The 22,009-nt window shown below is 58.3% G+C and carries 17 protein-coding genes and 2 pseudogenes; 7 read left to right on the forward strand and 12 right to left on the reverse strand.

Annotated elements, in window-relative coordinates; genetic code table 11:
- Positions 1–1,390 precede the first annotated feature (1,390 nt).
- Together SO139_RS22800 and SO139_RS22805 are read right to left on the reverse strand one after the other, a co-directional pair.
- The gene (locus SO139_RS22800; protein WP_498540594.1) at positions 1,391–2,308 is read right to left on the reverse strand and encodes a LysR family transcriptional regulator; all 918 of its coding nucleotides are present in this window, start codon (positions 2,306–2,308) and stop codon (positions 1,391–1,393) included.
- Positions 2,309–3,152: 844 nt separating this feature from the next.
- Positions 3,153–4,093 (reverse strand): annotated as a pseudogene (locus SO139_RS22805) (LysR family transcriptional regulator).
- A gap of 473 nt (positions 4,094–4,566) precedes the next feature.
- On the opposite strand from SO139_RS22805, the gene SO139_RS22810 reads away from it, so the two are divergent.
- The 3 genes and pseudogenes from SO139_RS22810 to SO139_RS22820 all read left to right on the forward strand — a co-directional run bounded on the left by SO139_RS22810 (position 4,567) and on the right by SO139_RS22820 (position 6,528).
- On the forward strand, positions 4,567–5,034 hold the full coding sequence (locus tag SO139_RS22810; protein WP_449378463.1) for a response regulator: 468 nt from the start codon (positions 4,567–4,569) through the stop codon (positions 5,032–5,034).
- Between the two features lie 28 nt (positions 5,035–5,062).
- Positions 5,063–5,336 (forward strand): annotated as a pseudogene (locus SO139_RS22815) (GNAT family protein); the annotation flags it as partial.
- A gap of 682 nt (positions 5,337–6,018) precedes the next feature.
- A complete protein-coding gene (locus tag SO139_RS22820; protein ID WP_498540595.1) occupies positions 6,019–6,528 on the forward strand; it encodes a hypothetical protein in 510 nt (169 codons plus the stop codon).
- 383 nt (positions 6,529–6,911) lie between these two features.
- Here the strand turns inward: SO139_RS22820 and SO139_RS22825 are convergent, their stop codons facing one another.
- The 4 genes from SO139_RS22825 to SO139_RS22840 form a co-directional block, all read right to left on the reverse strand.
- The gene (locus SO139_RS22825) at positions 6,912–7,214 is read right to left on the reverse strand and encodes a hypothetical protein (RefSeq protein WP_498540596.1); all 303 of its coding nucleotides are present in this window, start codon (positions 7,212–7,214) and stop codon (positions 6,912–6,914) included.
- Positions 7,215–7,348: 134 nt separating this feature from the next.
- A complete protein-coding gene (locus SO139_RS22830) occupies positions 7,349–7,633 on the reverse strand; it encodes a hypothetical protein (protein WP_498540597.1) in 285 nt (94 codons plus the stop codon).
- Positions 7,634–7,828: 195 nt separating this feature from the next.
- On the reverse strand, positions 7,829–9,451 hold the full coding sequence (locus tag SO139_RS22835; RefSeq protein ID WP_498540612.1) for a Fic family protein: 1,623 nt from the start codon (positions 9,449–9,451) through the stop codon (positions 7,829–7,831).
- Positions 9,452–9,496: 45 nt separating this feature from the next.
- Complete coding sequence (locus tag SO139_RS22840; RefSeq protein WP_498540598.1) at positions 9,497–9,757, reverse strand: hypothetical protein; 261 nt, start codon at positions 9,755–9,757, stop codon at positions 9,497–9,499.
- Between the two features lie 411 nt (positions 9,758–10,168).
- Between SO139_RS22840 and SO139_RS22845 the strand changes: the two genes are divergently transcribed.
- The gene (locus SO139_RS22845) at positions 10,169–11,359 is read left to right on the forward strand and encodes a Fic family protein (RefSeq protein WP_498540599.1); all 1,191 of its coding nucleotides are present in this window, start codon (positions 10,169–10,171) and stop codon (positions 11,357–11,359) included.
- A 51-nt stretch (positions 11,360–11,410) separates the two neighbouring features.
- Here the strand turns inward: SO139_RS22845 and SO139_RS22850 are convergent, their stop codons facing one another.
- Complete coding sequence (locus tag SO139_RS22850; protein WP_498540600.1) at positions 11,411–11,575, reverse strand: hypothetical protein; 165 nt, start codon at positions 11,573–11,575, stop codon at positions 11,411–11,413.
- 1,051 nt (positions 11,576–12,626) lie between these two features.
- Between SO139_RS22850 and SO139_RS22855 the strand changes: the two genes are divergently transcribed.
- Entirely contained in the window at positions 12,627–13,136 is a 510-nt protein-coding gene (locus SO139_RS22855) for a hypothetical protein (RefSeq protein ID WP_498540601.1), read from the forward strand.
- 615 nt (positions 13,137–13,751) lie between these two features.
- Here the strand turns inward: SO139_RS22855 and SO139_RS22860 are convergent.
- The 4 genes from SO139_RS22860 to SO139_RS22875 are packed head-to-tail and all read right to left on the reverse strand — an operon-like array spanning position 13,752 to position 17,546.
- Positions 13,752–14,999 (reverse strand): MFS transporter, encoded by a 1,248-nt coding sequence (locus SO139_RS22860; protein ID WP_498540602.1) that lies wholly within the window; start codon positions 14,997–14,999, stop codon positions 13,752–13,754.
- Positions 14,996–15,937, reverse strand: coding sequence for a sulfotransferase family protein (locus SO139_RS22865; protein ID WP_498540603.1), 942 nt, complete (start codon positions 15,935–15,937; stop codon positions 14,996–14,998). The genes SO139_RS22860 and SO139_RS22865 overlap by 4 nt, the downstream gene beginning before the upstream one ends.
- Positions 15,938–15,966: 29 nt before the next feature.
- Positions 15,967–17,271 carry an aminotransferase class III-fold pyridoxal phosphate-dependent enzyme gene (locus SO139_RS22870; protein ID WP_498540604.1) on the reverse strand — a complete coding sequence of 435 codons (1,305 nt, stop codon included), beginning with the start codon at positions 17,269–17,271 and terminating at the stop codon, positions 15,967–15,969.
- Positions 17,271–17,546: a GMC oxidoreductase gene (locus SO139_RS22875; RefSeq protein WP_498540605.1), complete on the reverse strand. Its 276-nt coding sequence runs from the start codon at positions 17,544–17,546 to the stop codon at positions 17,271–17,273. The genes SO139_RS22870 and SO139_RS22875 overlap by 1 nt, the downstream gene beginning before the upstream one ends.
- On the opposite strand from SO139_RS22875, the gene SO139_RS22880 reads away from it, so the two are divergent.
- The gene (locus tag SO139_RS22880; protein ID WP_498540613.1) at positions 17,519–17,686 is read left to right on the forward strand and encodes a hypothetical protein; all 168 of its coding nucleotides are present in this window, start codon (positions 17,519–17,521) and stop codon (positions 17,684–17,686) included. The genes SO139_RS22875 and SO139_RS22880 overlap by 28 nt on opposite strands.
- Before the next feature lie 953 nt (positions 17,687–18,639).
- Positions 18,640–20,403 carry an alpha,alpha-trehalose-phosphate synthase (UDP-forming) gene (locus SO139_RS22885; protein WP_498540606.1) on the forward strand — a complete coding sequence of 588 codons (1,764 nt, stop codon included), beginning with the start codon at positions 18,640–18,642 and terminating at the stop codon, positions 20,401–20,403.
- Positions 20,404–20,895: 492 nt separating this feature from the next.
- Here SO139_RS22885 and SO139_RS22890 read toward each other — a convergent pair whose 3' ends face one another.
- Positions 20,896–21,762 (reverse strand): radical SAM/SPASM domain-containing protein, encoded by an 867-nt coding sequence (locus SO139_RS22890; protein ID WP_498540607.1) that lies wholly within the window; start codon positions 21,760–21,762, stop codon positions 20,896–20,898.
- Positions 21,763–22,009 lie beyond the last annotated feature (247 nt).

Raw genomic sequence — 22,009 nt, forward strand, 5'->3', positions numbered from 1 at the left:
ACAACGGTCACCGATGTCGTTCAGGGCCTTGGGCCGAAGAGATGAGCTTGGGCAAATGGCCGAAGCTTGCATCTTCAGAAGTTGAAGGCTCCGCACGACCTGGCCTCGACAGCGGATCGAGCCGGCAGCTCGGTCGAAGTCTCCTCCTCGTCGGAGAATGCGTCCGCTAATGTTCAGCGTGTTGCGGCCGCGACCGACGAAATGGTGGCCACGATAACCAACATCGGCCGACCGTTGAGGAAGTGGCCAATCTGGCCGGCGAAGCCGTCCGCTAGGCCACTCAGCGACAAGTGCATACTGAGTGTGACGGCAGGGGCGGGCGCGAATCGGAAACGTTGTGCAGCTGATTGACGCGATCGCGCGCCAAACCAATTTGCTCGCACTGAACGCGGCGATTTGAAGCCGCGGGTACTGGCAAAGGGTTTGCAGTCGTGGTCGAATAACTCAGATCTCTTGCTGCACAAACCGCCTACGCGAACCTTGAGATCAGCGAACACATCAACGGCATTCAGGCAGCGGCGTCTTAGTCGGTGGCTGCCCTTGCCGAAATCGGCGACATCATAGGTGGAATCTCGAACTCCGCCAAAACTGTGGTCGACTCCCGTCAAGGACCGGGAGGCAACAAGGCAGCGCGGCGATTGTCTCGTCAAAAATCTTTCCTAAGAGCGAGAGGTTTTCTGGATCGTAGACACCTATGCGTTGCTGCACGCTCGCGTCCTTGCTTACCAACGCGCGATAGCGCACCTGACCAAGGCGTTTGGCTCCGGTAGGGCTAAAACAAGTCAGACTTGCGGCGTACACCAATAACACGGCAGCACTGCTCGAGTGAGGCAGTCGTGCAACAGAGCGTTTTTTGCCTTCCCTCAGACCTAGCGGCTAACCCCAAATCGAGTTCGCGCTCGACATGAGTGGAGATGCTGTGATCGATAACCTGAATAGCACGCTTCAAAGACGCTTATTGCAGGTTCCTGAGGTGCGACTCAACATTAACAAGAGCGCACGGCCGCGGCACCATTGTGTTCACAAGCACTCGGAACTCTAAACGAGAGAACACCAAAAAATGGTAGGTGCAAAGCGGCGAGCTCATCGCCTACAACCTTCTGGGCGGAAGAGTTGCACTTGCACAAGGAATGCTTCCGAGAGTTTCCGAGCCCTGTGACCGATCCCGGCGAGTGTTTCGCGAACGTGAGCTTCGAAAATGACGATTATCCGAAAGAAGCCAGAAAGGGGAAATGTTGCTAATAACGAAGCCGTTCTCTGATCGTCTCCTAAGAGTCTGCTTTTTGAACATAGTTGTTCCTCGAGCCGCTCGAACGGCTAGAGCTTGTATGACGATAGAGCGTGACGAGGCGCTTCGATTGCGTTAGGAGGGCTACTTATTTGACTGGTCTCACGCACCGCAAGCCATGTGGGACGCCTCATCCAATAATATGCGCCTCATCCAAATGCTTGCCGGATCTGCATTCTGAAGTGTAGGCCACTGAACGGCCTCGGTGAAAGCTGGTAACGGCAATGGGGGCGGCAAAACCCGCAAGGGTGCCGTCTCTGCGACCAGCTTCGCTAACCTCGACGGCAGCATCGCTATTCGTTCAGTCCCCGATAGCATAGCCGGGATCATGCTAGTGCCCTGAACAATGACCTCAATGCGCCTCTTGAGCCCATGCTCGTGCAGGCACCATTCATCGATGGAGGGCTTCTGGGTCGGTCCGAAATTGGCCGCAACATGTCCCATTGATGCGAATCTCTCGAACGTAAGTTGGCCTGCCAGCTGTTTATTCATGCGGCAGCCCACACACACCAGAGTTTCTTCGAACAGTTGCGCTTTGGGATGCGCGCTGGACAGAAACAATTCCGGCAGAATCAGGAAGTCGACTTCGCCGCGCCTGAGAAGCTCATCGGGTTCGTCGGCGCGTGAGAGCAATTCAAAACGCACGCCGGGGGCTTCTCGCGCGACCCGGTCGACGATGTTACGGAAGAAGACGACCGTCATGAAGTCGGAAAGGATAATCTTGAAGCGGCGGGTCGACTCCACTGGGTTGAACACGGTCCGGGAGATAATGGAGACCTGAATGCGTACCAGAGCCTCCCGAATTGGAGCGGCGAGATCTTCGGCGCGCGGAGTTGGGACAAGTTCGCGCCCCCTCATCGTGAATAGTTCATCACAAAAATAGACGCGCAGCCGGGCGACTGCGGCGCTCATGGCCGGCTGCGTTAAGTTGATGCTGCGCGCTGCTGCGGTGAGATTGCGCTCTGTCATCAGAGCGTCGAGCGCGACCAGAAGATTTAGATCAAGACCCTTAAAACGCACGTCTCTTGCTCCGTTTTATCGCGGTGCGTCGCACGTTTGAGCAACTCAATCGCCTGCATTTGCGATTGCAGTCTCATGGCCGAGAGCGCCCAAAGCGTAGGACAGAGGTTGGTTCCTGGCGGACCACTGTCGTCGCATGCGCCATCTCGCCGACAGCTTTAGTCAGACCGGCCCGATTCGCAGCAGCGCGCGACCACAAGACAGGCTGCTTCTTAGTCTTGAGTGCGCCCTTAACGGTGCGATTGCTCGATTCATGATCACTCATGAACGTCGGCGCTGATCCGCTAGGAATAGTGTGCCGGCAGCCTCTCGAAGTTGTCTTCGTCTGCGCCATTGTAGCTTTGATCATCGCGAATGCCGGGCTGTCCTACAACCTGACGCAGCGTCCGATTCAAGGGATTTTGTTCGAGTGGCCCGACTTTATCCTAATCTATGGCCGCTTGACATGAAGTGTCCTCATTCGCCGGCAGAGCTAGGCGGACATGACCGTCCGCCAAATCCTCGGAGCCTTGTCATTTTTCGATCTCGCCGGGTCCGAAAACAGTTTGCGCCAGCTGTGGCACGATAACGCCAAAAGACCGTTCGCATGAATTAAAGAGAATCGGATCACTGTCGCGGCTTGACTAATCTCATGCGACAAAACTGTTCGGGCTGCGACCGGTTCGTTGGGCAGCACGACCGAATCGATCATCACTTTACGCAGGACCGACTGCTCCGCTGCTGCCGCGGCGAATTGTAGCTTTCTGCTGTCGACGAAAATGCATTCCAACCAGGAGGGTGCAGACGACCCCTCGTGCACTCAAGAGCAGCTCGAGCCTTGCCAGGGACGAAAGTATTTTCCGAATCAGCGCCGCCTGCGAGGTCTGACGGGCTCGAGCGGCGCGGTCATCTTAGATGCCTCATCCAACAAAACCCGGCGCGTCCAAATGCTGGCCGGAACGCTGTTGTGAATCACTGGCCATTGGACAGCCTCGGTGAATGCGGGAAGGGGAAGCGGAAGTGAGACGATCTTTATAGGCATCGTCTTCGCAAGATGGTGGCCAGCCGAGATGGCATGGTTGCTATACGCTCTGTTCCCCGACAGCATGGGCGGATCATGCTGAAGCCTTGTACGGCTAGCTCGATGCGGCTCTTGATGCCGTGCTCGAGCACGAACCATTCCTCAATCGAAGGCTTCAGTGTCCGCCCGAATCTCGCCGCAACGTGTCCCATCGACACGTATCGGTCAAATGAGAGCTGGCCGGATAGCTGCTTGTTTGTATGACAGCCCACGCACACTAGCGTCTCCTCGAATAGGGCCGCTTAGGGGGCACATTCGCCATGAATACTTCCGGCATGACAAGAAAATCGACGTCACTTCGCGGAGTAGCTCGTTGGGTTCATCAGTGAGTGCTAGCAATTCGAAGCTGACGAAGGGAACCTCTCTCGCACACGATCCACGACCGTACGAAAGAATACGACAGTCATGAAATCAGAGAGAACGACTCGAAAGCGGCGATTCGACTTCGCTGGATTGAATGCATCAGGCGAAATAATGCACAGCCGAATGTGCACCAGGGCCTCGCGAATGGGAGCAGTAAGCCCTTCAGTTCGCGCGGTCGTGACAAGTTCATGCCCCCTCATCGTGAATAGTTCATCGCCAAAATGAGCGCTCAGTCTTGCGACTGCGGCGCTCATTGCGGGTTGACTGAGGTTGATGCTGCGGGCCGCAGCCGTGAGATTGCGCTCAGTCATCAGAGCATCGAGCGCGACGGGAAGGTTAACATCGAGGCCGTTGAAACGCATTGTTTTGGTTTATCCGTTAGCTGGATGTGCTCCATCCAAACAATCGATTTTACCAATTCAACCAAAAGGAGATAGCAAACGCCAGTTTAGAGAACTTGAACTGAGGCAGGTTCCAATGATCGTCGATCGTTGCTCTGGGTCGGGGGCAAGCTCTCGGTTGCGCGCCGAGTATAGCCGGAGGCGCAGCTCCACTTCATTCACTCCCGTCTGGCTCCGATGTAGCCTGCATGCCGCCCGCGCAATGCGACGACGGTGCGCTTGCTCTGGTAGGCGCTTCCGACCAAACGAGGGTATGATTTTCACAACCCTTTTTATAAAACCCACTTACGTCCGTACGATTGAGGCACCGCTCCCGCGTGACGCAGGTTCGCGACCAGTCCGGAGCCGATCGCGCGTACCATATGCGCCGGCCCTGTCGATTGCTTCGTGGGTTGTGCAGTAGGGCCGAGTGTAAAATGCCCGGGAAGTCCCTCATGGATCTGGTGCGAAGGGCACACTCGCTGGAGGTCGTCTCCATCGTGCATGCCGTCCCAGAGCTGCGCGAAGAGTTGACGGCGCTTTGTTTTTCGGCAGGCTATGTCGCAGAACCTTTCAAGGGGGCGAAGGAGTTCTTGGAATCAGAATGCCGTCTTAGAACGTCCTGTTTGATCGCGGACATGCAACTGCCCGAAATGAGCGGGCTCCAGCTCTACAAGCATCTGGTGGCATCTGGAAAAGCCATCCCGACCATTCTGCTCGTGGATCGTTTTCTTGATCATCAGCGTGCGCGGGCGCTGCGAGGTTGCACCACACATTTACGCAGCAAGCCATTCAGCGACAACTCGCGCGCTGTGCCCACTGCTTTCGCGGCCGCGCACGCGGTGGGCCCGCTTCCGCGGGAACTGCTCGCGTTCGTCAAATCTGCCCTTGGACGCCCAGCAGTGGTCAGGAACCAGCTATGAACATCCCGATGTCGAGTGCGATAGGGGGCTGTCCACCTCCTCTCAGGTGCGGTGGAGTTTGCGCTGGGAGAACGAGTGGTGCTCGCCGACCACATCGAACTGTCCGAATTCTTCGAAAGACTTACGGGCCAACCGGCGCGTTCAACGCAGACCCGTTCAAAGATGGTCGAAGCTGGGCCGGCGCGAGGCCCGAGATTCGAGCAACCGCCTACGATTCGCAGGGGGTAGCAGCTCATCTCGGCGCATTGCGACGCTTCATCAAAGTCGGGGACGTCGATCTCTTGGGGCTGAGCTCGGGTCTGCGCCGCTCGAGTTACCATACGCCGGAAATAATTAGACTGTACGTTTGGCGGACCCTCGCGTTCGCTAAAAGTTCGTGAGTGCTTAGGTATAACGGGCTAGTCTGTTCGGACATGAACTGAAGTTGGCCGAACGCCGGCAACCGTGAAGAGGACAAGGAACAGACTTAGGCCGTTCAGGACGAATTAGGGAATTGCCACACCCAAAGCTAGGACAATTGAGGTTAAGTACTGCCGCAAGCGAGTTCCCAGGCATTCGTTGTTGAGGCGACATCCCGAAGATTCTTGTCGCCGGACATTTCGGAGGAATGGAGGCAGTGCTCAGCCGGTGCTTGGACCGGCTGACCCAGCAGCTCGAATGGTTTGAACGCGCCGTCACGATTTACAATGTGGCGCCGGCCTTTGCGTCGTATTGCTATGAAATCCAGCATGCTTCATTCGCCGACTACGCTGTGACAGCGTGGTCAGTACATCTGCGAAAGCTATGTCTGCACTATTGCAGGCCGGCCCCACTAACCTCTCATTCTCACTATGCAAAGCCCTCGAGCGTCTCGATTGCCGCAGCGCCGAGGATTTCGAGGTTGGGCGAGATGTCCACACGCGAGGAGCCATTGGAACGAGCTTGAATCGGTCGTGGCGTCAAGTTGTACATATAAAGTATGGCTACCCGCGAAGGCATAGGCAAATGAAGGAGCTCTTTTCTGCGATTGTAGTGCTTTTCATTTTCGGTCTGCTCGAGGTGAAGCGCTGTGCGCTCGCGGACACAATCCGGCGCTACGATTGCACTATCGACGGGACTGATCGGGAGCCAATCGGCGATCGGATCGAGCATGTCGTCGTCAGCCTTCAATATACCTGCCGCGTCGAGGATGGGCCGTTGAAGGACGCCGGTATTACAGCAATATCGGTCAGCGAGTGGGATAGCGAGAAAGGGAGGTATTTGGCTTCTCTCGACGTTCACCGAGCGCTCGAAGGATTTGCAGTTGGACAGCTCTTGGAGGGGAGCGGCTCCTCTGTCATGCAGGACAAGAGAGCCGCGGGCATCGCGGCTTCAGGTAAGACAGTGTTTAAGTTCGCATCCGGCTCATTGGCGGCTCTTTTAGGGAAGACCGTCAAATTCACGACCAAGCCCGTCGGTTCCCGTCGATTCGAGTTGGAGTTCACAGATTGGCCTGACGCTGCTCGACCGAAGTGACGCCGCGCCGCGGCGGCTCCCATCACGCCATTTCCGAAGAACCGGCTGCGACGTGAATGGGCATTACGCCTTGCTCGACGATGCTAGCAATCGCGAGCAGGTGTTTGATGTTCCGTCAATCCAAAGCAACTTGTTGGTGAAGGCCAAAGGGATGAAAAGATTCTTTTGCCCCACAAACTGAAAGGCAACGTCCACTTCTGCGTGTCAAACGTCACCCGGAACTGCCCCCTCATATTGCCTCAGATGACAATGTTACCGAAGTGCCCCCTGCCGTCGCCCGAATTGGACGCCGCGAGTCCGAGCAAGCCGCTCGCGAAGCGCGCCCTCCAAAGCGCCGTAGCGAGCGAGCGGCTTGCGGTGATTCGGCGAAGCAACCCGTGGGATTAGACACCGAGGCACGAAGCTTGGACCGATAGTATGGTTTCTGTGCTGCTGAGCTGTCGACTGGCCTTTGATCGCGAATTCTTCACCAACCGCTGCACCGTACGCCGCTGATGGCCGCTGAACTGACCGGGCGCATGCGCTTCCAGCCGGGAGAGAAGATCGACCGCGGACAAGTGCGGGGCCGCGGCGAGCCTCGATGATGGAAATGTAAGGATCGAGCATCGATGGCCGACGTGGCACAGGTTTGCGCCGCACATAGCGGCGCCGATGAATGCCCCGCTGCTCACCTTGTTTCCAGTCATCGCCGAGCTCTCGGACAAAGGCGGCCCAGTCGCTTTGCACCGGCACGACGGTCATCGCTGGCTTTCCAGCCGCTGATCAACGCGCTTGCCCAGCTCATTTTGAGCGTCCCGCATCTGTGCCAGCAATGCCATGCTCATAAAGCTGCGGCCACGCCCGCATCGAAGTCCGAAATCCGGGAGTTCATACGTCCGGTGATGGCTGCGGCGACTGACCGTGCCGCTTCGCTTATGGAATAGCGCGCACCGATTTCAGATCGAGCATAGTCAACAATCTGCTCAAGCACCTTGCGATCAGGTGGATTCTTCAGACGGAAGTGAAACGCCTTTTCATCGTTTTCAAATAACTCACGCTGCAGATTACGTGCCTGCACTCCGCTAGAAGTCGAGTCGATAAAGGAACCATGCTGCACGCAGATCATTGCGTGAGATACTACATCGTCGTGACCCGAATGGTCTTGCTGATCTTTCCAGGAGCGCTGTAAAGAGAATGTCCCCTGGCTTTACGGCGTCGATCTTGATGCGTTTATCACCCCTCCAATGACGAACCATCCCCTTCAAGGGACGTGCCACCGCTGGAAAGAGTGGGCTTTCCTGTATCTGAACCAGATGCGCCGTCAGCCACTTGCGGCTCCGCTTTGACCGAATGAGTCCGTGTATAGTTGCTCAATCGTAGAGACTTCGTCCTGAGTGAGCTCGGCGAATTCGTTCTCTCGTGCCCGCTTCGACAACCTTCCATCATTCTGTCGCAGAAAGCCGAACAGGTCATTGAGCGTTCGCTCCGGCATGTCGATCATGCTCTCGATGCCTGCACGAAAAGCGTCGAAGTTACGGAGAAAGCTCGTCTCGTTCGGCAGATCCTGCTCAATCGTCTGGCGCACGCATTCGTACAAAAACTCAGCGTGCGGCGTTGCATCGAAAAACCGATAAAAGTCGGCTGTATCGTTGAGGACCTTTACATTGCCCTTCTGCGTAGCTTCCCATTGGACGCAGGGAAGCAGTCGTGCGGAATAGCTCTCCAGCACGCCCTTGTATTCGGTGATCCTGTCCAGGATTGCCGACGATATCGGAAAATGTAGTCCAGCAGGATTAAACCCTCGACGCGCGAGAACGTGATGCATCAAGTAACGGTGGATGCGTCCGTTGCCATCCTCGAACGGATGGATGTAGACGAACCCGAATGCCAGTACCGCTGCGGCTATGATGGGATCAAGATCGTTCTCGGCGCTATGATCGAACGCAATCAAACCCGCCATGAGCGAGGGAATGTCTTCATGCCGGGCGTCAATATGGTCGGGAATGGGCCGCTGCGTGTCTCGGTCGTGCTCACCGACAAAGCCGCCTTCTTGGCGGAAGCCCATCTTCACAAAGCGCTCATCGCCGATGACGATGGTCTGCAAGCGCAGAAATTCCTGCTCATCGAGCGGCGCACGGCCCGCCTCGCCGATGGCACGGCCCCACCGCTGAATGCGATCCTGTGGCGGCCTTTCTCCCTCGATCACGTAGCTGGACTTCGAATCCTTCAACAAAAGAAACGCAGCCGTCCGCGCGAGCAGGTCCTTCGGAACTGCGCTGACGACCGCGCGCGCGCGCTCCTTCCAGTCCTGCGCAATAAACTCATTCAGCGCAGCAGACTTGAACACGAGCGGACAGAATTCCGGCGTACCGGGAAGGTTGTTACGGACACGATGCCGGGCCGAATTCTCGCCGGTCCCTGCGAACTGGAGTTCGGTATCGACCGCGTCCACATATGAGACTTTGCCGGCGGGCGGCAGCTTCAGCTCACGGCCAAGCAGCCACTCGTACAGGAACCAGATGCGGCGGCTGTAGAGGCCGGTAGGCTTTTGCCGTACGAGCTCCGCGACCTCTCCTTCCTTCACGGCGAGGAAAAGCCGCTTCATAACGGCCAGGTCCAACCCCTCGTTTTTGAGGGCAAAAGTCAGATGCCCCTCAAGGGATGCCTCTGGGGCGTGTCGCGGCGTGTAGATGCGCCAGCCGCCCTGCTCGATGATACGGTGCTTGGTGCCAATCCCCGAAAGGGTCCTAGGGACGGGAACGGGCAGCTTGTAAGCGTCGATCAGGGCAGAGTAACCCGCTGGGACCGCCGTTTCAGGCAGCCGCCGGTCATGAAAAACGCTCACCGTCCCTGAAAAATGCACGCTCACATGTTGTTTCCTGAAAAAGGATCTCTGACCTCGAATTTCCTTCGCGGAAACCCTCACCGGTCGAATTTCTATCATATCCCATGAAAAACAATTTCCCAATGCAGATTTCGTGAAAAACGTTCAATTGGTCAGAAGCTGGTCAATAGGGCCACTCCGGCCAAGCGTATGGATCCCGCCAATGACCGGGCATCGCGTTGGCTGCGCTGGACGAAAAAGCGCCTCGCGGCTCAGCAGGATTGATCTTGGGTTCCTGCGCAGCGGCGCGATCATCGACCGCAGCCCTGGCACACGGTCGAATAAAGCAAATATCGCGCCTGCAGCGCGGATAAACGGCTTTTGCGCTTCCGACTTGTGGGCGGCATGCAGCGCCATCCGCTCCATTCGCATGCTCGGTGTCGATCTCCTGTTTCCGACCGTCAAGCTTAAGCCGCCGTCCTGCCTGCCATCTTAGCTTGCCTGACAGTTCCGCCATGCGGCGGTTGACGCGCACGTCAACGGCAAGTGCACGTACGATATCCGATACCCAGAAGAGCAGCCAAAGTAGGACCGTGACGTTTAAGGGAGCGGGTAACGCGTCACTCCAATCGGTGTCATCCCGATTGACCGCGGGGATTGCTACTATAACGGCGGCAATCTTCAGACAAAAACTGGAGACCTTATAACCGACCCCTACATTCGCGGCCTTAGATCGCAACATGCTATGGCTTTTTCAGGAAACCCTAATTATACGTAGAAAATATATCCCTTAATTTGGATTTCCGTAGCGACCTCAGCCATACCATCCGGGAAACCTTGAAACGGTTGCCGCCGCCGTACGATTCCCATTACGGGATCATTCCACCGGCACCCCCGGAGGAGGGAGTATCGGTAGCCGCTGCGGCGAAAGCTTTGGATGCCGCTCAAGTGGCCTTCGGTACGGTCAATGCCATCGCCGCCCAGATGAAAGACCCCTACATCGTCAGCCGCGTGCTTACCAGACGTGAGGCGGTGAGCTCGTCGTCAATCGAAGGTACCCGGAGCACTCTCGACGAACTGCTGTCAGTCGAGGAGACGGGGGACGACGGCGCCAGGGATGAAGCGCGTCAAGTACGCAACTACGCCGTGGCACTCGATGGATTCATTCCGCTGGCGGCAAAGGACGGTTACGGCGTGTTCACGATGGATCTGATCAGCGATCTCCACCGCGCCGTGATGAAGGACGATCGGGATTATAAGGACGTTCCGGGCGACCTTCGCACGCGCGTCGTATGGATCGGTGGAAATAAGGACATCGCGTATTCGAGTGTGAATCCTCCTCCGCCTGAAGACGTCCCCGGCTGCCTCGCTCAAACCGTCGACTTTCTGCGGAACGAGGGAATGCAGCAGATGACACAAGGATTCGTCACGCGAATGGCGATAGCGCATACTCATTTCGAAGCGGTCCATCCCTTCCGCGACGGCAATGGCCGTGTCGGTCGTCTCCTCCTTCCGCTCATGATGGCGGCCGAGAAGCATGTGCCGTTGTACCTGTGGCCATATATCGAGAGCAAAGAGGGTATGTACTACGCCTCGCTCAAGGATGCCCAACAACGGTTGGACTGGCAGCCGATCATCACTTTCATGGCCGACGCCGTCACCGGAACGGTTGAAGAACTCATTCGGACCCGTGAGGCGTTGTCCGAATTATCCGATGTCTGGCGGGAGCGCCGCAAATTCCGCAAGGCGTCGGCGGCCGCGCGCGCTCTCGACGAACTTCACAACTATCCGATCGTGACCGCCAAGCGGCTTGGCGAACTGCTGGACATCAGTCCGCCGCAGGTCCATCAGGCGATCGCACAATTGGAAGAAGCGTGTATTCTGAAAGAGCGTACCGGTTACTCGCGCAATCGCGTTTATGTCGCCACCGAAGCGCTCAGTATCATCAATCGTCCGTTCGGCGAAGAGCCGCTACTTCCCAATCAGTTGGATCTAGAAGAAGAGCCAGTCGGACTCAGGGGGCCGTGACCTGCACCGAGAGTCGATCGCTGCGGATTGCGCGCTCCGGCGCGTCGCATCCTAGACCAAAAGGCGCTGACGGCATTCAGGAGAACCCCGACGATACTGCAGGCGTTCTTCTGCCGTCCGTTTGCCGTCCGCGTCGAAGTCAGGATCGTCCGCGGGCTCGTACCAAAGCATGATCAGCGCGAAGCCGTTGGACTGCAGGTAGACTTGTTTACTCATCGCCGGCGGCTGGGCGAGCCCAATGGCAGGCAGACCTCTTCATGGAAGGCGGCGCGCGCAGTGATGAGGCCATGCTGGAGACCGTCGTTCCTCTGAAGGGCCGCAAAGGGGAAGCAAGCGTTTGAGGCGGACCGCAAAGGAGGAGCCTAATTCTCGAAAGTCAAGCATGGTGGGGCACGACCGATGACGGAAACGCGGGGATTGCCAACATCGCAGCACGCTATCGAGCGGCCCGAGCAGCTTCATACACTACGCGCGCGCCCACGACGGTCAAGATCAGCGATGAACCGCTCAGCGCGTACGCTGTCGCGTCGCGATAGCGTCACTATCCGCCGGATGCGTTGCGAGGTCGGCAACGACTTTGTGAGGATATTGGCCAAAGGGCCCGGCAGATTGAATGGAGACGTTTTCTCCCGTTTTTGCGACCAGTGACTGCAGGCGTTCGAGCTCACCGTACCAAGTCGTTTCCATGTCCCCATCTCGGACCGGATCGCGCCTCTCTGTGGGATTTCCGATGCCGACGGCTACCTACATCTTGTCCGCTTGGGATACGCCCGAAAGCTCGGACCCCATATCTCGGACTGGCGGGCTTTCGGAGAACAACCCGACCGCCCGTGACCTATGCTGTCATCAGCCTTCCGAGACCTCATAACCGAGACTGGCGAGACCTTCCAAAACGGCGGGCCGCCGCTCTTCCGCAGCGATGGCGGACTTCAGCCTCGATGGAGGAAGTCAGCGCGTGGAGACCGGCATCGCTGCGCGTCATCCGAGTTGTGACGCCAGCGGAAGCGGCGCGCTCCGCCATTTGTTGTCTGGCGTCCGATGCGAAAACACTGTGCTACGCCTAGCTCGGGAAACCCCATAAGTGCGCAGGCCGAACGCGACCTTTCACCGTAGCTGTTCGCTTGGGCGCGTTCCGATCCTGCGGCGCTGCCGGAGACCGAGGGCACCTGACGACCGTCCGGGCCGCAAGCCGCCGAAGGCGCTTGAATCGGCCGCTGCGTAAAGTTGTACGCATCAAACGGAGGATATCCCACGAAGGCATAGGCAGATGAAGACGTCCTTTCTCGCGATCGTGCTATGTTCCGCTTTGAGTTTGCTTGAGCTCGGCGGGGGAGCGCTTGCGGATACGATCCGGCGCTACGACTGCTCGATAGACGGGGTTGACCGAGAGCCAATAGGTGATCGAGATGAGCACGTCATTGTCAGCCTTCAATATACCTGTCACGTGGCCGACGGGACATTGCGAGATGCGGGCATTACGGCGATTTCGGTCAGCGAGTTGAACGGTGAGAAAGGGACATCTTTAGCGTCTCTCGATCTTCACCGTACGATCGACGGATTTGCGGTTGGACAGCTCCTGGAGGGGATCGCCTTCCTTGTCATGCGGGACGAGAGATCTCTTGGCATAGCCGCGTCCGGTAAGATGGTCTTTAAATTCGCATCCGGCTCATTGGCGGCTCTGTCGGGAAAGACCGTCAATTTCACGACCAAGCCGGCCGGATTTGGTCGATTCGAGATGGAATTCGCAGATTGGCCTGAAGCCGCTGGTCCGAAATGAATAGGCGTCGCGCTGGCCGGTTGGCTTTCGGGGGAGGTCAAACCAGTGTGGTCTGGGCCGGAAATCGCAGCTCGAACGTCTCTTATGATGCTGGTCATGTTGCTAAGTTGACTGTGAGAATGTGCTCAACGCCTCTGCCGACGCGGACTGTCCAAGGCTCAGGCTCGCGGCGACGTCTTGACCTTATAGCGGGGACCAAATCGAGACGCGCACTCATTGCGTCCGGATGGCGAGGAGCCCTGGCGCCTCGATCGAGAGGCTGGAAGCTCGCGCGCGGGCAGACGGCCGCCGGCGAGCGTGCACCGTTCCATCAACTTGCCGATCCCACGATCGTCCGCGCCAAAAGCCTGACGGCGACAATGCGGCTGAATGCGTGACCACTGCATGCCAACTTTTTCGGCGAGTGCGGCGCCGACAAGAACCCCGGCCAATTCCACGGAGCGGCACCGTGATTTCGCCGCTCACAAGATTGCATGATCGTCGATGTCGCGCTGAGCGAGCCGTGTTGAACAGGGCCGCGCACCCTGATGCGCCCCAAGGTCAGCCGGCCCGGCCGCAGCTCGAGGTCCCGAGCTCTTGATCTTAATACGCAGTCCTGTCAGCCAGTCCGTAGGTTCACAGATGCAAGCTGCGGGTGTGGCGCAGGGGCGATCGCCAAATCCATAGCAGGGAGGCCGCGCCCAGCGCGCTGCTGGCCAGTAACGCAGCCCGCAGGCCAGATCCGGCACCGACCGCACCGCCAAGCACCGCGCCGAGTGGCGCAAGCCCCCACACCAGGCTCCGGATGCTCGCATTGACGCGGCCCAGCAGCCGAGGCGGGGACAGGGCGTATCGAACGGAGACTTGGTGCACGTTGTAGATCTCTTGACCAAACGACAGCACGAACTGGGACAGCGCCACGCAAATGACGGCCGCCGACCGCGGCTGCGTGATCAGCGCTGCCAGAGTCATGCCTGCCCCGCTGAGCGCCAAGGTGACCATCAATACCGGACCGAGGCCGATCACGCGGGCGGCCCACCCTGAGGTGATAGCGCCCCCAATACCACCAAGTGCGCCGACGCTGAGAACCAAGCCCGTGGTCCAACCGTCCAAACCAAGCTGTTGGGTCAAGTAAAGCAGAAAAACCGCAGAGTAAGCGTTGTAGCAGAAGATGAAGCTGGCGGTCGCAAATGTAACCGCTCGCAGAAAAGGATTGCCAAACACGGCCGTCAGTCCTTCCGCGATCTGAACGACGACCGAGCTCGATCCACTTGTCGGCAGCTCGGCCGTGCGTGCCGGCACTAGCGACAGCAGGACAGTGGCCAGCACGAAGGAGGCCGAGTCGGCGAGAATCGCGGTTGGCGCGGAGAACGCGCTGACCAGCAAGCCTGCCAGGAACGGACCGACTGTCACTACGCAAGATCTACTGAGTTGCCACGAACTCTGCGCTCTGACGAGTAGAGCCCGATCGACGACCGTTGGCACGTACGCCAGATAGGCGACGTCGCCGATCACTGCAGCCGTCCCGACCAGGGTGGTTGCCATACACAGTTGGCCCATTCCGAGTTGGCCAAGGCTGGCGAGCAGCGGAATCGTTGCGAGCGTTGCTGCCATCACTAAATTGGCAGTCAATAGGATGCATCGGTGCGGGAGGCGGTCCACGATCACCCCGGCGAACAGGCCAATAATGAGGTACGGCGCCCGGCCGCAGGCGAGTAGCAGCCCGGTCTGCGCCGGGCCCGCTCCCAGCAGAGTGATCGCCGTCATCGGTAGCGCCAGCAGCGTCACTTCGGATCCCAATTCAGAGACCGTGCGTCCGACGAGCAGCCCCAAGTAGCCGCCCGGTAGCCTGCGAGATGGGCTGGAGATCTCGATGGGATTCATGCGTCGACGGCTGGGCTCGCGGCCGATAGATAACCCAACCGGGCTAATTCACCGCCGGCGATACGCTCGAACTCCTCGATCTCCGCGCGTGTGAGATCCTGCGTGTAACGTCCGAGACGGCTGGCATGCAGCGGCTTGCCTGCGGGCTTGACCGCTGGGTTGCCGTACGGCCGTTCGAACGGCGCGTGCTCATGTTCGGCATGCCGCAGAACCGCTTCGTCCCAGGGCAGGTGCAGGTGATTTAGGATCTGCATCAGGCAGACACGGGGACAAGTCACCAGATCCTCATAGCGCACCTCGAGATAGCGCTCAGGCGGTGCGACCAAATGAGGCCGAGATACCAATTCAAGCCATCCCCGCGCGGCTTCGGGTATGGACTGGTAACCCCAGTCTGGCACGGTTTTTACATGCGAGGCGGCAACGTCCCGACCATCCCGTACGATGTGCACGAAATGCGCATCCGGCCACAGCTGGGCGAAGACGTCGATTTGGGTGATCTTGCGTTGCAGCTTCAGTCCCCAGCGCCGCGCGCCCTTTCGTGCCTTACGGAGCTCCCCGATCTCGTTAATCAGCCTGCATCTGTCGGCGAATGAAACGATGTCGCCGGCCGTCTCGTCCATCACCTTGATGACGAGCTTGCGTACATCGTCGAAGTGGAGGCCAAACCGCTGGCATTGCACCACGAAGTGCGCGCCGTCATACCAGAACGGGTCGATCACACGTTTGATCGTGCCGGTGACGCCGGGATCGCTAGCTGCGAGCAGGTCGGTCGCTCCCAAAATGTGCGGGCCGAGATTGGGCGGTTCTAGGAAGTCGATCTCCGGCCCCACCACCAGGTCGGCATGCGAGTCCAGCATGACGCTCAGCAAGGTGATGCCGGACCGGTTATCGCCACCGAGCAGCACTGGCGAGGTGGAGAACGGGTCGGCCTCGGGCATGGTAGTGTTCCCTGTTCGACGGTCGGTGCTCATGCGCGGCTCGGCGCGGACAACCAATGCCGGATCGAATCTGCAGTGGCAATGAAGTGATCACCGGCGAACCGCACGGCAGCGCCAGTCGGATCCGGATCGTCGGACGTCGCCTCTACCCGAGTAAGTGCCGCCGGCAGGGCGTGAGCGGCGGCTTCAATCGTGGCTCGCACGTCGGCATCGGAGAGCGCCGCGCAAGGCATAAAACGGCCGCCGTACTGCATGAGAAAGCCGCGCGACGACATTTCCCGAAAGAAGGCATGACCGAGGTCGGCATTGGCAAACACCACGTCAAACATCGTGGGCCATGCGAACGCGCGCGCCTGAACCTTTTGACGAACGAAGATCTCGTTGAGGCCGCTCATAAGTTGCTCGCCAACCTGTCGCATCCGCGCGAGCGCGGTGCCGTCGGCAAGCGCTTCGAGGGTGCTGAGCGCTGCCGCGAAGGGGCTGATCTCGCCTTGACAGGTGTTGCCCATGTAGGTCTTTTCGGCGGCGTCGAGCACGTCTGCGCGACCTACCACCGCCGCCAGTGCCATGCCATTGGCCAGTCCCTTGCTAAGTGTGATCAGGTCGGGCGCAAGGTCGATCGCGGTGTGATAGCCACCGAGGCCGTAGCGGAATCCTGTCATCACCTCGTCCAGGATCAGCAGGGCGCCGTACCGGTGCACGAGATTCTGCAGTTCCCGGTGATATTCGGGCGGGAAGAAGTTGACCTCGGGGGTGATGATCACAGCAGCGACAAGCTGCCCTTTGGTCAGTCTCTTGAGCAGGTCGAGATCGTAATGGAAGTCGATACTGTCAAGGTCCCGGTCAGGTAGTCCCATCCCGGGACGGTCCTGTAAGTGCCAGTCGTGCCAGCCGTGATATCCGCTGGTAAGCACCAGATTAAGACCGGTATGCGCGCGAGCAAGGCGGACTGCAGCGGTCGTGGCGCAGGAGCCAGTGCGGAAAAATATCGAGCGTTGCGCGAGGGGGAATATCTCCGCCAACCGCTCGGCCACCTCGGTTCGATGCATGGACAACGGTCCGGGCAGAATGCCGCCGGTGCGGCGGATTTCTGCAGTCACGTGATCGACGACCGCTTCATATCCGGCTCCAAGCGGCGCAGCCCCGCTACAGGAGGTCAGATCCACATATTGTCTTCCGTCGACATCCCAGACATGCGCACCGCAGGCACGGCTCATGACGACCGGAAAACGCCGATTGAGATCCCATTTCTCCGACGCCGTGATCCGCAAGGCGCGGCGTAGCGCGGATTTGTGCCTCGCGGCCAACGTGCCATTGGGGGTGCTGGTAAACATCAGCGATTCTCCGGTCGCGGCCGGTCAGACCAACTGGGTGAGCGTTCTCCGAGCAATCCCAGCGCGTTCGCCTGAACGGTGAAGGTTGGATTGACGCCCCCGGGATACGGGAAGAACCGGCCGTCAGCGCCGTAGACATTGTCGATATCGTGCACACGGCCCCAGCGGTCGACCACGAAGGCCTTTGGATCAATCTCCGCTCGACAGCCGTGCGGCGGCAGAACGGCTCCATCGCTGGGTGGCTCGAGTGGATCTGCGCCGTCCAGCCGGGCCACCCCCGTCCGAAGTTTTCCTCGCAGTCAGGGCGGAGGTCGGCGTAATCGATGGGCGAGATCAGGTCGAGCGCGTCGCCCGCGACATGCGCTTCCGCGTCGAAATCACCGGCGCGATATCGGAAGGCGATGGCGGCGTATAATGTCATTCCGCCGCCAGGCGCCGAAACGGTCCATGGCTGTCCGAACGGCGTCAATGTGCCGGCCGAAGAGCGCACCAGGACCGCGTCATCCCCGCCATTTTGGACAGTTGACAGTGAGGCGCCGGTGGGAAGCATGTGGTCCGCTTGGACAACGAGCCCCCGGCATCCGGCTCGGGCGATCTCATGGGCAGCGATCGAGCCACTGGCACAGCTGCCGACTACGCATACGTCAACGGCGTTGGACGTCATTGTCCCACCTGTGGCAAGGGACATCGGCCATGCGTCATGGCGACGTGCCCACACAAAGACTTAAGTCAAGACGGCTAACGAGAACTGTCAGCGACAGCGTTGAACGTACGCACGCGTCAGACCGTCGCGACCTACTTTGAAACTCGTACAATATGACGCTCCGTGCGATTCAAGTCCCGTGAGCGCGCGAGGCGGGTGAATACGTTCAAGATCGGCTGAAACAAAAACATATGAAAAATATGACCGGTATGCTCAAGGCAACTGGCGGCTTGCGCGGCGATGGAGCAGCGGCAGCGAGATGCTGAAGCATATCCGCCCCCGAGAGACCGCCTTGTTGTTGTGCGCACGCCAAGATCATACGGTCGGGTCTTGTGAACCATAGACCAGCAGCTATGCCACCAGCAGCTATGCCAAAAGGCACCTGCTGCAGGGTGGCCGCCGACAATACCTTTCGTTCCATACGCCGGCTTTTGAGTCCGAAGCGCGATTTGCATTGGCCTTGCTGCAAGAAAGGTCGTCATCAGATGCCTCGACTGCCCTCCCGGCATCGAGGACATGATCGAGCTTGCCGCCGCATCGAGCCTTCTGTGCGGCCGCCATGATTCGATCTAAGTCTCGTCAGCTTCTTGAAGGATTGAGCTCCTAACATGAGAAGCGGGGGAGTCCGGAGCTAGCCGTTCTGATTGCACAATTGGAGGTGTGGAATGGACCCGTTTAACGTCATGAAGGCTTCAAGTACGGCTTCTCCTGGCATGTCGCGCGCAAGGCCAGAACGGCTGCAAGTAAACCAAGCCGCCTTTGAGCCGCGCCTGAGGAAAGCCGTACAGGGGCGGCCAAGGCAAGCCGATGCGGAGCTCTCCCCTCATATTGCTTCTGCCCTGCACGCGGCCGAGATCGGCACAGCATCTCAGCAGCCAGATGAGAAACTGATCGTTGTTTCCAACCGTGTTTCGACTTTCGACCCCAACAAACCCAAGACGGGTGGTCTTGCCGCGGCCCTTGAACCCGTCGTTGAACGTTCTGGCGCTATTTGGATTGGAGTTTCGGGCACCCTAAGCGAGGGCAGCGAGCAGGTAACTGCCTTCGAACAGCACGGCAAGGGTCAAGTCGCAAAGATAGAGGTGCCGACCGACGACTATGCCAGATTCTATTATGGATTTTCAAATTCTACTCTGTGGCCGGCATTTCATTCGCTGACCGAGCGGATGTCCCCCGCATCGGAGGAAAGTTATAAGAGTTATCGCGACGTCAACTGCGCCGTGGCGCGCGCGCTGTCGCGCCTTGAAAGTCGAGGCGCGATCTGGGTGCATGATTATCATTTCCTTCCCCTCGGCAGCGAGCTGCGCGAGCTCAAGATTGAGCAGCCGATTGGCTTTTTCCTACACACGCCATGGCCGAAACCTGATGTGATAGAAGAGGTGCCCCATCATGACGAACTGATGGAATCGATGCTGGCGTACGATCTTATCGGCTTTCAGACCAGCTGGGATCTCGATAATTTCCTTTCTTGCCTCCAATCGCATCTTGGGCTCGAGAGCAGGAGCGATGTTGTGATCTCGGCCCGCGGCTTGACCCGGTGCCAAGTGTTTCCGATTGGTGTCGATCCGAAGCAGTTCGCAGACTATGTTGTGGAATCGCTGACCAAGCATCGAGAGAGGATTTCGTCGGTGCAGTCCAAACTCGATGGCACGAGGCTAGCAATTGGCGTCGACCGGCTCGACTATACGAAGGGTATCGACCACCGGATCAAAGCTTTCGATCAGTTGCTGACAGACAGGCCGCACAGCATCTCGCTGTTGCAGATCGCAACCCCTTCGCGCACCGACATTCCAGCATACAGTGAATATCAGGGCGATATCGACGGTCTCGTGAAGGACGTCAATCGTAAGCATGGAACGGGCGACGGCTGGAAGCCGATTCTCTATGAGGAGGATCACGTCTCGCAGGTGGAGCTCGCGGGCCTCTACCGCACCGCGGAGGTTGGTGTGGTGACGCCGTTGCGTGACGGCATGAACCTGGTGGCGAAAGAATACGTTGCTGCGCAAGATCCGGACGATCCGGGCGTGCTGGTATTATCGAAGTTCGCAGGCGCGGCAGAAGACCTCAACGAAGATGAGGCGCTGCATGTAGATCCAACCTCTCCTGAGAACATTGCGGCCGCGATTTCAACAGCCATGGAGATGCCACGCGAGGAGCGCATCGAACGCTGGCGAGCGATGAGCGACAAACTCGAGGCGTATACGATCCACGGCTGGTCGAAGGACTTTCTTCGCGAGCTCGGCCACAGTCGGGTGAGAGTGCCAGCTGATCAGTTTCGATATCTCGGGTTCGGTTGGATCAACGATGCCCAAATGCCCATCTACGCGACGGCTGATGAGTTGAATGTCGCGGTGAATCATGTGCAGGATATGCGTTGGGTCTTGTCTTCGAGAATGCGCACAGACCAGAGGGGAGGCGGGCCCATCTGATCAACCAAGGTCCGGTTCATTAAGGCGCGATGAGATTTTGCTGAATCATCATCGCGCCTTAGGTTTATTTGAGCGTGATCTCCGCGCAAACGCGTTCCGCATTTTGCCACGAAGCAAACCCGCTTCACGTTTTCCGGATCATGCTCGAGGACAATCCACATTCAGGATTGTCTGCATTGAGTCCAGAATCAATGGCTTCCGGGTTATTGTTTCGGGGCTGCGTGGATGGGTGTGAAACGCTATCAACTATCCGACCGCGCGTTGCCGCCTGACAAGGTAGCGATCCCGACTGCAGCGGCGCCGACAAGCCGCTGTCTGTGAACCGCGTGCTCTCCGGGCGCCGCATCCGGTGTGAAGCCCCACCGGTACTGAGCTTGCTAGACCTGCGGGACTTACAGATCAGCCGGGCAGAGTACAACTGAACCATTATTGAACTAAACCATGCATGCCCAGCTTCGTGTTGGGACTGGGCAGGCGTCAACTTCTTACAAATCAGGCGGCCGATGCTATTGGTTGGGCGAATTCGCAGGTTCGGCAAAGCAAAAAGCCGTCCATTCCGTGCATACGATCGACAACTTCGCGGAACGTCGGTCCTTTGAAGAGATCTTGATATTCATCGCGAAGAAGATTGCCCAAGATGTGGCGTCGTTCAAAATCCATGCAGCAGAGCGTAACGTCGCCGTTTGGGAGAAGAAGATTACGATGTTCTCGTTCGTCGGGACATATCAGTGCTCCGACGATCGGCTGTCGTGCCTCAACGATCTCTGGATCGACACTTCCACCCCTGCTGCTCAGCGGACGCGAGCGAACCAACGATTCCTCGGGTATTATCTCGACAAGGTCAGGATGGACCTCACCCATGACGACGAAAAGCATGGATGAAATGTCTGCGTCGACCAATTGACGTATCAAATCGACAAATTTGCGCCTGACGAGGCGGCTGTTCATGTGCGCGCCGTCATCGAAGACGTGCACCAGGAAAATGCGGAATTGCAGCGCCTGCAAGCGTCGTAGATTCCGCTCGTTCATTCCTACGAGGGTCGTGGAAATCCGAATGCCATGCCCAGCTTCGTAAGCATGCTCAACCATTTCGGTGCAAGCCGGATTGAGCCAGGGCTCCGAGTACCCGGAAAAGCTGATATCGACAGCTGCTGGTACGTGCGCCAGGCATCTCTTGAAATCTTCGAGACGAAGATGCTTTGCATGAGACACGGCTCTTTGCCGTTCGGCGAACTTGGCCTGCGGACAATAAGAGCATCCCACGACGCAGCCCGTGGTCGTCGTTATCTCCAAAACCCGGCCGCTAGGAGGAATTGCAGCGCGCAGGTCCTGTAAATTCGTCGGGTATGAATCAACCATTTGCGGTGTGTTCTCCCAAATGTCCGGAACATCGAGCGTCCCGACGCAGCCGGCTTGCGTCCTTCATGAGGGCTTGCTCATGCGTGTTCTCGGACGATGGGCGATAAAGGCGACACAGCTGGGGCCAAAACGCAGCTGGATCGAGGTTATTCCACGTTCTAGGGCTCCTCTCCACTGCGTCCAGTTGAAATGCCGGTAAGGAGGTGCGGATGTGCGGGAGTTAAGCGCGCCAAGCCCGGGACCTAAT

Source organism: Bradyrhizobium sp. UFLA05-89, assembly GCF_059803475.1.